The following is a 12099-nucleotide window of genomic DNA, read 5'->3' on the forward strand; positions in this document are numbered from 1 at the left end:
TGACACCGTCGGCAGCGACGCCAACGACTCGGAGCACGAACCGGTCGAGCCCACGGGCCGCCAGGTTCCTCTGCTCAACGTTTTCCGCCAGACAAGGACCACGCCACATGAACACGCTCGATTTCCTCGACAAGCAGTCCCTCCGCGACGACGTGCCGGACTTCGGCCCCGGCGACACCCTCGACGTCCACGTCAAGGTCATCGAGGGCAGCAAGGAGCGCGTCCAGGTGTTCAAGGGCGTCGTCATCCGTCGTCAGGGTGGCGGCGTGCGCGAGACGTTCACCGTCCGCAAGGTGTCCTTCGGCGTCGGCGTCGAGCGCACCTTCCCCGTGCACAGCCCGAACATCGCCAAGATCGACGTCCTCACCCGCGGTGACGTCCGTCGCGCCAAGCTCTACTACCTGCGTGACCTGCGCGGCAAGGCAGCCAAGATCAAGGAAAAGCGCTGACGCGTCTAACCTGACGAGGTGGCCGACACACAGCGACCCCACGACGCCCCCGGCGGCGACCGCGACGAGGACGCCAAGCGTCCATGGCGGTTGAAGACCGACCGGGACGACCCAGCCGACGAGCGCGGCAAGCGTACATCCGGATCGGGTTCGCTCCTGCGCGAAGTCGTGATCATCGTGGGGTGCGTCCTGCTCCTCACCTGGGTTCTGCAGACCTTCATCGGTCGCCAGTACGTGATCCCGTCGGAGTCGATGGAGTCGACCCTCATCGGCTGCGACGGCTGCACGAACGACCGCATCGTGATCGACAAGCTCACCTACCGGTTCGGTGATCCGCAGCCCGGCGACGTCGTCGTCTTCAAGGGGCCGTCGGAGTCGTGGAACGGCGCCTGGGTGTCACCCCGGTCGACGAATCCGGTGATGCACAAGGCGCAGGACGCCCTCTCGTGGTTCGGTTTCGCGCCGCCCGACGAGAACAATCTCGTCAAGAGGGTCATCGCCACCGGCGGTCAGACCGTCGAATGCCGTAACGACGAGGGCGTCGGCGTCAAGGTCGACGGCCGCCCGCTGCGTGAGCCCTACATCGACATGAAGCTCCAGGAGGAGACGGTCGCCTCGTTCGGGCCCGGCGTGGCCGGTCCGGGCAATCAGGTGCCCCCGTGTCTCGGCCCCGACTTCGGTCCGATCAAGGTTCCCGAGGGCAATGTGTGGGTGATGGGTGACAACCGCCTGAACTCGCAGGACTCGCGCTACCACGTCGAGGACCGGTACCAGGGCACGGTCCCGGTGAGCGATATCCGCGGCAAGGTCCGTTTCATCATCTATCCCTTCTCGCGGATCGGTGGTGTCGGTTCGTTCAATCCGCAGCAGTGATGGGTGAGCCGTGACGACTCGATGGCCTCCGCGTTCGCCCGTCCGTCGCGCTGCCGGCCTGCGGACGTTCGAGTTCGCACTGCACCGCCAGGGTCTCGGGCCGGTGGCCGGTGTCGACGAAGCCGGTCGCGGTGCGTGTGCCGGGCCCCTCGTGGTCGCGGCGTGCGTGCTCAAACCGACCCAGCTCGCATCCCTCGCCGATCTCGACGACTCCAAGAAGCTGACCGAGCGGACACGTGAGGGGCTGTACCGATCGGTGACGCGCTACGCACAGAGCTGGAGCGCGGTGATCATCGAGGCCGCAGAGATCGATCGCATCGGCATCCACGTCGCCAACATCGAAGGCATGCGGCGCGCGGTGGCGGCACTCGACGTGAAGCCCGGATACGTGCTGTCCGACGGTTTCGCGGTGCCGGGGCTGACCGCGCCGTCGCTGCCGGTGATCGGGGGAGACGGGGCCGCCGCGTGCATAGCCGCCGCCAGCATCATCGCGAAGGTCACCAGAGACCGCATCATGATCGCCATGGACGACGACCTGCCCGGGTACGACTTCGCCATCCACAAGGGCTACAGCACGGCGTTGCACATGTCGCGCATCGACGCGGCAGGCCCGTCGCCACAACACCGCATGTCGTACCGTAATGTCGCGGCACGTGTGGTCACCAGCGCAAACGACAACAGGGATAGGCTGACAGGATGAGTGCTGAGGATCTCGAGAAGTACGAAACCGAGATGGAACTCTCTCTGTACCGCGAGTACAAGGACATCGTCGGGCAGTTCACCTACGTGGTGGAGACGGAGCGGCGCTTCTACCTCGCCAACGCCGTCGAGATGATCCCGCGCAACACCGACGGCGAGGTGTACTTCGAACTCCGGATGAGCGATGCGTGGGTGTGGGACATGTACCGTCCGGCGCGCTTCGTCAAGCAGGTTCGCGTGATCACGTTCAAGGACGTCAACATCGAAGAGCTCGAGAAGCCGGAACTCCGACTGCCTGACGAACCCTGATCCCGCGCCCGCTCTCAAGTGAGAGCGCAGCTGTTGACAGAGCCCTGATCGTCCACAGATCAGGGCTCTGCTCGTATTCGAGCGGTGATCGAAAGCGGTTCTGCGCGACGCTGATCGGCATGAGTGCTGAACCGCGCGGACATCCCCGCCCCGATCGACGCGGACACATCGGCCGGCTCGGTGAGGATGTGGCCGCGGACTATGCGACATCGCTGGGTTGGACTGTCCTGGAACGCAATTGGCGTACCCGATACGGCGAACTCGATCTCGTCGCGGCCGACGGGTCGATCCTGGTGATCGTCGAGGTCAAGACCCGCGCGAGTCGCACCTACGACGATCCGGTCATGGCGGTCACGCCGACGAAGCTCGCGCGGATGCGTCGGCTCGCCCGGTTGTGGCTCGCCGCGCAGGACCGCCGGTGGTCGCAGATCCGGTTCGACGTGGTCAGTGTGCGGCTCGACCAGGCCGCACCCGACGACCTGGCCCGTGCGCGCGTTCGGCACCACCGCGGCGTCTACGTCTGAGCTGAACGCGTCAGAGCTTGCTCAGGTCGGTGCGGATCAGCATCACGTTGTAGTCGCTCCAACGCGATGCGTTGAAGTACAGGTCCTTCGAATCCCCCTGCAGCGCGGGGGAACCGGGGAGCATCATCGGTCCGTAGACGACGAGGGCGCCGCGGGGCACGATGGTCTTCGGTGCGCTCCACGGGCCTTCGGGACGGTCCGCGGTGCGCAGCGTGATGTCGTTGTCGCCGTCGAGCATGATGTATTTCTCGAGATAGGGACTCCAGGCGACCGAGAGTTCGGTGACCGGTTGACCGACGACGATCGCGGAGCCGTCGTCGGGGATCGCGGCGATGTCGTCCACCCAGCCGCGGCTCTTCCCCGCCCAGTATTCGTACGCGTTCAGTGACAGGATGTCCGCCGGCCGGAAGCGGGCGAGGAACGCGGCGCCGAATCGCCCGTTCGGCGTGCCGTACTGGTAGACGTACTCCGCGTCGGGGGTCCCGGCCCGGCCGCGGACGTAGGCGTTCTGCTGGAACTTGCCGTTGTTGAACTCGATCGGGCGGAACTCGCCGGGAAGTCGGAGTGACACCGGCGCATTGATGAGGATGGTGTCCTGGTCGGTGACCCAGGTCTGGCCGTTGTCGTCGGAATGGGCGATGGCCGAGAAGTTGGTGACCCAGTTGCCCGGCGAACCCCACGATCGCACCGACATGTAGTTGACGTACTGGCGGAAGCCGTCGCCGTGCGGGAGGGAGATGGCCGCGGTGGGGATGGTCGTGACCTCGACGTTGGAGATCCCGACCGACGGGATGAGCTCCTGCGCGTAGTTGGGTTGGCCCGGCGCGATCACCGAACCCGAGGTCACGTCGCCGGCGCGACCGTCGGGAACCGAGAGGCCGTTGGCGAGGTCGTCGTCGTCGGTGCGGAGGAGCACGTTGTGTCGCCACTGCTGCCCCGGTGCGTTGCAGTTGCCGAAGGTGTCCCCGAAGGCCATCAGGGTCTGTCCGCGGCCGTTGTCCCAGGCGACGCCGAGATCGGTGCCCCCGATCCCGAACCGGCTGTACGTCCGGTTGGCGCTGAGCGGGCCCGTCACCCACCCGACGGTGCGGGACTTGGACCCGACATAGGGGACCAGCGGCGCCTGGGGACCCGGGTTCGGGATGCTCGAGCCGCCGGAGGACCCCGCCGAGCCACTCGAACCACTCGATCCGCTGGAGCCGAAGCCGAGGACACTCGATCCGGTGCTCGCGTTGCCGCAGGGTGCGGCGTGGGCGACGCCGGCGCCGGTCGTCAGGGCGATCGCGGTACCGCTGAACGCGATGACCCCGGCGAGTGCCAGCCGGACACTCGTGGTGAGACGGCTCGACACGCACGCCCTCCAGTTACTCTTGTGACAGAAGTGATGGACGTGACTATTGTTACTGGTGTTGTGCACAAACGCGTGGTCGAGCGGGTCACGATCTGGTGTCAGCGCACGAAGTGGCGCTCCTCAGACGCAGTCCGAGCCTGCCAGCCGACACGTTCGAGTTCGGGCGTCTCCGAATCATGGGCCGGGTAGCCGATACACAGGTAGGCGACCAGCTTCCACGCGGACGGGACCGCGAGAGCCGCGGTCACCCGGTCGGGTTCGATGATCGACACCCAACCCACCCCGACGCCCCGGGCCCGCGCCGCCAGCCAGAGTGTGGAGATCGCGGTGACGACCGAATACTCCAACGTCTCGGGCACTGTTTGTCGGCCGAGTCCCTGGCCCTGGGCGACAGCGGGTTCGCAGAACACGGCGAGGTGGACGGGAGCGTCGTCGAGACCGGCGAGCTTGAGTGACGAATACAGCTGTGCGCGTTCGCCCGTGTAGCCGTCGAGCGCATCGGCATTGCAGCGGGTGAAGCTGTCGCGCACCGCCTTTCGGGCCGTGGTGGACCGCACTTCGACCCAGCGCCACGGCTGGCTGTTGCCCACCGACGGCGCGAGTTCGGCCGCGTCGAGGATCTGGGGCAGCAGATGTGGTTCCAGTGGCTCGCGGCTGAAGCGACGGACGTCGCGTCGCCATCGCAGCAGCCGGTCGAGATCACCGACGAACGCATCGTCGAAAGTTCCGTGGTTCATCGGTTGTCGAGCCTAGTCAAGCGCCTCGGCAGGTAGCGCGGCTCCCTCGCGTGCGCTCCCGACAATCGCGTTCGCACCGAGGCGAACCTCGAGGCGTGACCATGGTGGACAACCACGGCCTCATCCACAGATCGTCTGTCCGAGTGGTTCGGGACCGTTCGCGACGCATGGCACCGGCGAGACTGTGCCCATGTTGGGGCAAACACAGGCGGTGGGGCTCAATGCTTTTGCCGCGCGGGTGGTCGATGTGCAGGCGAGTGTGAGTTCGGGTCTGCCGGGATTCGCGGTGACGGGCAATCCGGACCCGTCGGTTCGGGAGGCGCGGGACCGGGTGCGGGCTGCGATCAAGAATTCCGGGTTCAGTTTTCCCGAGCTGAAGGTGACGGTGGCGTTGTCGCCGGCCGACATGCCGAAGGTCGGTTCGGGGTTCGATCTGTCGATGGCCGTCGCGATTCTGGCTGCCACCCAACAGGTGTCGGCGGAGAAGTTGTCGTCGACGGTCTTCCTGGGCGAGCTCGGTCTGGACGGCAGCGTGCGGCCGATCCGCGGGGTGTTGCCGGCGGTGATCGCCGCACGCCAGGAGGGATACCGGCGGGCGGTCGTGCCGATCGAGACGGTTGCCGAGGCGGCGCTCGTCGAGGGGATGGACGTCGGCGGCGCGACGAGTCTCAAAGAGGTGACCCAGTGGCTGGCCGGAGACCATGTGCTCGACACCGTGCACGACGCGACGGCCTCGAAGGCGCCACCGATTCCGGACATGGCCGACGTGGTGGGGCAGCAGGAGGCCCGGCATGCGCTCGAGATCGCCGCGGCCGGAGCGCATCACGTGTTGATGACGGGATCGCCGGGAATCGGCAAGACGATGCTCGCGCGGCGGTTGCCGGGCATCCTGCCGCCGCTGGGTCTCGAGGACTCGCTGGAGGTGACGGCCATCCACTCCCTGGTGGGGGAGTTGTCGCCAGGACGTCCACTGATCACCGAACCGCCGTTCGTGGCCCCGCACCACAGTTCGTCGATCACAGCCCTGCTCGGTGGCGGCACCGGTTTCGCCCGGCCGGGCGCGGCGTCCAAGGCGCATCGAGGAGTGCTGTTCCTCGACGAGTGCGCCGAGATGAGTGTCAAGTCGCTCGAATCCCTGCGGGAACCCCTCGAGGACGGCGAGGTGCGGGTGCCGCGGCGTGACGGCATGGCGGTCTATCCCGCGCGCTTTCAGCTGATCCTCGCGGCGAACCCGTGCCCGTGCGCGCCCGCCCACGATGTGGACTGCGTGTGCACGGCCGTCGTCCGGCGGCGCTACCTGGGCAAGCTGTCGGGGCCACTGCTCGACCGCGTGGACATCCGGGTGCGCATGGACCCGCCGGGGAACGCCGCGCTGATGAGTGGTGCCGGCGAGTCGAGTGCCGACGTCCGCGCCCGGGTCACCGCGGCGCGGGCCACCGCGATCGAGCGGTGGTCGGAGTTCGGGTGGCGCACCAACGCCGAGGTCCCCGGGTCCGCGTTGCGCCAGCGGTTCCGGCTGCCACCGGACGTACTGCGGCCCATCGAACTGTTCCTCCGCGACGGACGCGTGACGGCGCGCGGCGCCGATCGGGCACTGCGGCTGGCCTGGACCCTCAGCGATCTACGCGGATCCGAGCGTCCCGTCGAAGACGATGTCGCGCAGGCACTTCTGTACCGAGACAGAGGAGCGACCTGGTGACCGCCCATCCTCCCGAGTCCATCGCCTGGGCCTACCTGGCGCGGGTCGCCGAACCGCCCTGTGCCGCGGTCATCGCGCTCGTCGACGATATCGGCCCCGTCGAGGCCGCGTCGGCGATCCGCCGGCGCACCGTGCCCGCCGGTCACGACGCGGTGCTCGCCGCGACCGCGGCTCGATTCGATTCCGACTGTGCACCAGATGATCTCGACGCCGCCGAGCGGATCGGTGCGCGCCTGGTGACCCGAGCCGACCCGGAATGGCCGGCCTGGTCGCTGCTGGCGCTGGGGCAGGCCGACACCGCGGCGCGCGGTGGTGAACCGCTCGCGCTGTGGGTACGCGGCCCCGCCCGGCTCGACGACCTGGCCGCGGCGTCGGTCGCGTTGATCGGGTCGCGCGCCGCGTCGTCCTACGGCGAACACGTCACGCAGACGCTCGCGTCGGGAGTGTCGGCCCAGGGTTTCGCGGTGCTGTCCGGGGGAGCGTTCGGCATCGACGGCGCTGCTCACCGCGCGGTCGTCGCGGCGGGCGGGGTGACCGCGGCGGTGATGGCCTGTGGGATCGACCGGGACTATCCGGCGTCGCACTCGGCTCTGTTGGCCGCGATCGCGCGCACGGGCGCGGTGATCAGTGAGTACCCGCCGGGGACGACGGCCGCCAAACACCGGTTCCTCACCCGGAACCGTCTGGTCGCGGCGATGAGCGGTGCGACCGTGGTGGTCGAGGCGGGGCGACGGTCCGGCGCGGCGAACACCGCCGCGTGGGCGCGCAAGCTCGGCCGGCCGCTCGGGGCGGTGCCCGGCCCGGTCACATCGGCGACCTCGGTCGGCTGCCATCGGATGATCGCCGACGAACTCGCGGTGCTGGTCTCCGACGTCGCGTCGGTCGTCAACCTGGTGCGCCCCGACGGTGGCGGTGACATCGGCCGCGGCCGCGCGAAGCCGACCGACGGGCTCGACGCCGAGCAGCTGCGGGTCCACGACGCCATTCCCGGCCGCGGCGGCGTGGGGATCGACGAGATCGCGTTCGCCGCGGGCCTCGACATCGGGGTGGTGCGGTCGGCGCTCGCGCACCTCGACGTCACGGGACACGTGCAGAACGTCGACGGACGGTGGCGGCTGGCGTGACCTCAGCGGCGGGTGAGGATGTCGATGATGACATGCAGATCTTCGACCGTCGCCTCGTTGAGTCGGCCGTGCGCATGGACGTAGCCGATCCCCGCGTACAGCAGTGTGGTGGCGCGAGCATGTGCCTCGGCCTCGGAGAACCCGAGTTCACGCATCGCGGAGATCGCGATCGCAAAGATCCGGCAGTCGAGCCGGTCGACCGAATCCGCGATTGTCGGATCGGTCTCGGCCCACCGCCGCAGGGCCGACTCCATCGCCCGGCGACGTGGATCGGACAGCAGTCGCGCCAGCGCGTCGACACGTTCGATCGGCGGCAGGGACTCGAGTGACTCGATCCGGGCGGCCGCTGCCGACTGTGCTTGCCGACAGTGCTCGGCGAGCGCGGTCTTCAGCGCACCGATGTCGGTGAAGTGCCAGTAGAAGCTGCCCTTCGTCACGCCGAGTCGGGCGCTCAGGCGTGAGATCTTGAGGGCGTCGATGCCGTCGTCGACCAGGATCTGCGTCGCCGCCTCCAGCCAGTCGTCGACGCTGAGCCGTGAACCGCGGCGCGGGGTGGATTGATCCACGGGCTGATCCGGCATGGAGTCACCTCTGGTCGGGTCTCACGACGTCTGATTTTAGTAATGGCAAAGTCTCAGATGCACATCGCTTGATCAGTAGAAAACCTTACAACTGCGGATGGGTGGTTCGCTCGGCTAAAGCTAAGGGTCCCCTAAACGGAGGGGCGTAAGGTGACCTCTGAAAAGGGAGGTTCGATGGCGAAACGCGTGAACACGATGACGGTGCTCCGGAGCGAGCGGATCAGTCCGCACTTCGTGCGCCTGTACCTGGGCGGTGAAGGGTTCGAGGACTTCCAGCCGGCAGTCGGCAAGTCCGGGGAACCCGACACCGACATGTATGTGAAGTTCATCTTCGCACCGCCGGGTGTCACCTACCCGGAGCCGTTCGATCTGCAGGAGGTCCGTGCCAACGAGCCCCCGGAGCGTCAGCCGGTGCTGCGGACCTACACCGTTCGCCGCGTCGATGCGGCCGCTCGTGAGCTCGTCGTCGACTTCGTCGTCCACGGGAGCGAGGGCATCGCCGGTCCCTGGGCGGCCACGGTCGGCTCGGGCGAGACGATCCGCTTCATCGGACCGGGCAGCGGTTATCGCCCGCGTGCGGACGCCCCCTGGCACCTGCTGGCCTGCGACGAGGCCGGCCTCCCCGCGGTCGCCGCTGCCCTCGAAGCGCTTCCCGCCGACGCCGTCGCCAAGGTGTTCATCGAGGTCGCCGGACCCGAGGACGAACTCGATCTCGACGCGCCCGCCGGGGCGGAGATCACGTGGGTGCATCGCGGCGGGCCCGCGGGCGAGGTCGACGACTCACTCGCCGGCGACAACGCGCCGCTGATCGAAGCGGTCCGCGCCACGGAGTGGCTCGACGGCGAGCCCCACGTGTTCATCCACGGTGAGGCGCAGGCGGTCATGCACAATCTGCGGGCCTACGTCCGCAAGGAGCGCGGAGTGGGGGCGGCGAACGCCTCCATCTCCGGATATTGGCGGCGCGGACGGACCGAGGAAGGCTTCCGCCAGTGGAAGGCCGACCTGCGGGCCGAGGAGGAAGGGGTCGGCGCCCAGGGCTGACGACGTCTGGGGATCGGGCATCGATTCGGCCACGACGCCGCGTGTGCGGTTGCACCCGGATGCCCGACACGATGAGGTCGTGACCATGCTCGACGACTTCGCCGACCACCTGCGCCTGGAGAAAGGGCGCAGTGAGCACACGATCCGTGCCTACGTCGGTGGTGCGCGTGCACTGGTCTCGTTCGCCGGCGCCCGGGGTGTGGCGGTCGGCGACATCGACCTCGCCCTACTGCGGGCCTGGCTCGCCGAACTGACCCGGCGCGGGGCGGCGCGCACGACCGTGGCCCGACAGGTCTCGGCGGCGAAGACCTTCTGCGCGTGGGCGGTCCGGGAGGGGTATCTGGCCACCGACCCGTCGCAGCGACTGAAGGCGCCCAAGGCCCACCGGACGCTGCCCGCGGTGCTGGCTCCCGCCCAGGCCGAGGCCGCGATCGCGGCCACCAGCGCAGACCGCGCGCCCGACGACCCGCTCGCCCTGCGCGACCGGGCCATCGTGGAATTGCTGTACGCCAGCGGGATTCGCGTGGGGGAGTTGTGCGGGCTGGACGTGGGCGACGTCGACGCCGACCGGCGGGTGATGCGGGTGATCGGCAAGGGGGACAAGGAACGTTCGGTCCCGTACGGCGAGCCGGCCGCGCGCGCGGTCGACGACTGGCTCCGCGCCGGGCGCCCGGCTCTGGTCACCGACGCCTCGGGGGCGGCGCTGCTCCTCGGCGCCCGCGGTGGTCGGCTCGACCAGCGGATGGCGCGCTCGGTCGTGGCACGCGCGGTCGCCGCGAGCGGCGGGCCGGCGACCGGACCGCACGGACTTCGGCACAGCGCCGCCACGCACCTGCTGGAGGGCGGCGCCGACCTGCGCGTCGTCCAGGAACTACTCGGTCACTCGTCGCTCGCGACAACGCAGATCTACACCCACGTGAGCGTCGAACGCCTACGCGCCGTCCACCGTCAGGCGCACCCCCGCGCCTGAGGCGCATCCGTTCGGCCCGTCCGGCGGTCATCCGATCGGTTTGAGCCGGACTCGCACCGCGCCGAGCAGACCCAGGGGGTCCAGGTAGTCCGCTCCGCGCCCGCTGCCGCGCCGAGCGCCCCAATGCAGGCAGACGAGCACCGGGCATCCCGGATGCCCGCCGATCACCGTTCCGATGATCTCGCCGCGTGAGACGTGGTCGCCCGCGTCGACGCCGGCCTCGACCGGCTCGTATGTGGTGATCACGCCGTCGGGATGCGACACCGAGACCAGCGGCCGTCCGGCGACGGTTCCCGCGAACCGCACCCGGCCCGCGCCTGCCGCGCGGACGGCCTGGCCGGGCCCGGCGGCGAGGTCGACGCCCCGATGTCCCGGCTGCCACCGCTTCTCGGGTTCGTCGTAGGCCGTCACGACGGTCGGCCGGGGCGCCAGCGGTACCGTGTACGCCTCGCCGGAGGCGGCCGTGACGACCGGAGCGGCGAACCAGAGGGCGGCGAGCAGGATGGCGGCCACGATGCGTGGCGTTGGAGTTCGCACGGTGGTTGGACGCACCGGAGGCCGAGTGGGATCCGCCGGATCGGCGTCTCGATGCCGGATCCGTCCCCCGACGTGGGCGAAGGCGTTTTGGTGTTCGTTCCGTGGCGGCGTAAACTTCTGACCGCACCTCATCGCGCGTTGATGAGGTGACTTCGCGCGCCTGCATTCAGTTCTGTGCCGCTCGGGGCTTCGACGCCCTGACCAGCACAGTCGACGGACACACGCCAAGTGAGCAGTCCCGGACGGCCCATGCCGTATCGGGTGGCACTCGGCCGCAGGCGCCAGGGTCGGTACCGACGGTGCCGACGACAACTGCGAGAAAAGGACGATCATGGCTGTCGTGACCATGAAGCAGCTGCTGGACAGCGGCGCACACTTCGGGCACCAGACCCGCCGTTGGAACCCGAAGATGAAGCGATTCATCTTCACCGACCGCAACGGCATCTACATCATCGATTTGCAGCAGACGCTGACCTACATCGACAAGGCGTACGAGTTCGTCAAGGAGACCGTCGCCCACGGCGGCACCATCCTCTTCGTCGGCACCAAGAAGCAGGCCCAGGAATCGATCGCCGCAGAGGCGACCCGTGTCGGCATGCCGTACGTCAACCAGCGCTGGCTCGGTGGCATGCTCACCAACTTCTCGACCGTCCACAAGCGCCTGCAGCGCCTGAAGGAGCTCGAGACCATGGAGCAGACCGGTGGCTTCGAGGGCCGCACCAAGAAAGAGATCTTGATGCTGACCCGCGAGAAGAACAAGCTCGAGCGCACGCTCGGCGGTATCCGCGACATGGCCAAGGTCCCCTCGGCCGTGTGGGTCGTCGACACCAACAAAGAGCACATCGCCGTCGGTGAGGCACGCAAGCTGAACATCCCGGTCATCGCGATCCTGGACACCAACTGCGATCCCGACCTCGTCGACTACCCGATCCCGGGCAACGACGACGCCATCCGCAGCGCAGCGCTGCTCACCCGCGTCGTGGCCTCGGCCGTGGCCGAGGGTGTCCAGGCCCGTGCCGGTGCCGCCAGCGGCGACGCCAAGCCCGAGGCCGGCAGCGGCGAACCGCTGGCAGAGTGGGAGCAGGAACTGCTGACCCAGGCCGCAGCACCGGCCGGCGGCGACGCCGCGGCCGACGCACCGGCTGCTCAGTAGTCCCACTGCACTGCAGTCCGGTCCCAACACACTTCCCGAAGGAGGCTCGCCA

General features: G+C 68.7%; 14 protein-coding genes. 10 read left to right on the top strand and 4 right to left on the bottom strand.

From position 1 onward, the window contains the following. Positions 1 to 107: 107 nt before the first annotated feature. The 5 genes from rplS to AMD30_RS04220 all read left to right on the top strand — a co-directional run bounded on the left by rplS (position 108) and on the right by AMD30_RS04220 (position 2854). Positions 108 to 449, top strand: coding sequence for a 50S ribosomal protein L19 (rplS, locus tag AMD30_RS04200; RefSeq protein WP_004572295.1), 342 nt, complete (start codon positions 108 to 110; stop codon positions 447 to 449). An 18-nt stretch (positions 450 to 467) separates the two neighbouring features. After that, positions 468 to 1322, top strand: a complete 855-nt coding sequence (gene lepB / locus AMD30_RS04205; RefSeq protein ID WP_055474786.1) for a signal peptidase I — start codon at positions 468 to 470, stop codon at positions 1320 to 1322. Between the two features lie 10 nt (positions 1323 to 1332). Further along, entirely contained in the window at positions 1333 to 2022 is a 690-nt protein-coding gene (locus AMD30_RS04210) for a ribonuclease HII (RefSeq protein ID WP_010841581.1), read from the top strand. Beyond that, entirely contained in the window at positions 2019 to 2330 is a 312-nt protein-coding gene (locus AMD30_RS04215) for a DUF2469 domain-containing protein (protein WP_005198978.1), read from the top strand. Before AMD30_RS04210 ends, AMD30_RS04215 begins: the two co-directional genes overlap by 4 nt. Positions 2331 to 2449: 119 nt before the next feature. Further along, entirely contained in the window at positions 2450 to 2854 is a 405-nt protein-coding gene (locus tag AMD30_RS04220; protein ID WP_010841580.1) for a YraN family protein, read from the top strand. 10 nt (positions 2855 to 2864) lie between these two features. Here AMD30_RS04220 and AMD30_RS04225 read toward each other — a convergent pair whose 3' ends face one another. Beyond that, positions 2865 to 4205, bottom strand: coding sequence for a DUF4185 domain-containing protein (locus AMD30_RS04225; protein ID WP_055474787.1), 1341 nt, complete (start codon positions 4203 to 4205; stop codon positions 2865 to 2867). 98 nt (positions 4206 to 4303) lie between these two features. Then, positions 4304 to 4942, bottom strand: a complete 639-nt coding sequence (gene bluB / locus AMD30_RS04230) for a 5,6-dimethylbenzimidazole synthase (RefSeq protein ID WP_010841578.1) — start codon at positions 4940 to 4942, stop codon at positions 4304 to 4306. Between the two features lie 184 nt (positions 4943 to 5126). Here bluB and AMD30_RS04235 point away from each other — a divergent pair, with 184 nt between their 5' ends. Both AMD30_RS04235 and dprA read left to right on the top strand, forming a co-directional pair. Next, a complete protein-coding gene (locus tag AMD30_RS04235; protein ID WP_269432733.1) occupies positions 5127 to 6641 on the top strand; it encodes a YifB family Mg chelatase-like AAA ATPase in 1515 nt (504 codons plus the stop codon). Then, entirely contained in the window at positions 6638 to 7765 is a 1128-nt protein-coding gene (dprA, locus tag AMD30_RS04240) for a DNA-processing protein DprA (protein WP_010841498.1), read from the top strand. Before AMD30_RS04235 ends, dprA begins: the two co-directional genes overlap by 4 nt. Positions 7766 to 7767: 2 nt before the next feature. Here dprA and AMD30_RS04245 read toward each other — a convergent pair whose 3' ends face one another. Then, positions 7768 to 8346 carry a TetR/AcrR family transcriptional regulator gene (locus AMD30_RS04245; protein ID WP_010841497.1) on the bottom strand — a complete coding sequence of 193 codons (579 nt, stop codon included), beginning with the start codon at positions 8344 to 8346 and terminating at the stop codon, positions 7768 to 7770. Between the two features lie 174 nt (positions 8347 to 8520). Here AMD30_RS04245 and AMD30_RS04250 point away from each other — a divergent pair, with 174 nt between their 5' ends. Together AMD30_RS04250 and AMD30_RS04255 are read left to right on the top strand one after the other, a co-directional pair. Next, positions 8521 to 9387, top strand: coding sequence for a siderophore-interacting protein (locus AMD30_RS04250; RefSeq protein ID WP_055474789.1), 867 nt, complete (start codon positions 8521 to 8523; stop codon positions 9385 to 9387). An 85-nt stretch (positions 9388 to 9472) separates the two neighbouring features. Then, entirely contained in the window at positions 9473 to 10357 is an 885-nt protein-coding gene (locus AMD30_RS04255) for a tyrosine recombinase XerC (protein ID WP_055474826.1), read from the top strand. A gap of 27 nt (positions 10358 to 10384) precedes the next feature. Here AMD30_RS04255 and AMD30_RS04260 read toward each other — a convergent pair whose 3' ends face one another. After that, positions 10385 to 10894 carry a M23 family metallopeptidase gene (locus AMD30_RS04260; RefSeq protein ID WP_442902686.1) on the bottom strand — a complete coding sequence of 170 codons (510 nt, stop codon included), beginning with the start codon at positions 10892 to 10894 and terminating at the stop codon, positions 10385 to 10387. Between the two features lie 331 nt (positions 10895 to 11225). Here AMD30_RS04260 and rpsB point away from each other — a divergent pair, with 331 nt between their 5' ends. Next, positions 11226 to 12047: a 30S ribosomal protein S2 gene (rpsB, locus tag AMD30_RS04265; protein WP_010841493.1), complete on the top strand. Its 822-nt coding sequence runs from the start codon at positions 11226 to 11228 to the stop codon at positions 12045 to 12047. Positions 12048 to 12099 lie beyond the last annotated feature (52 nt).

The organism is Gordonia sp. HS-NH1 (assembly GCF_001418765.1).
Taxonomy (GTDB): domain Bacteria; phylum Actinomycetota; class Actinomycetes; order Mycobacteriales; family Mycobacteriaceae; genus Gordonia.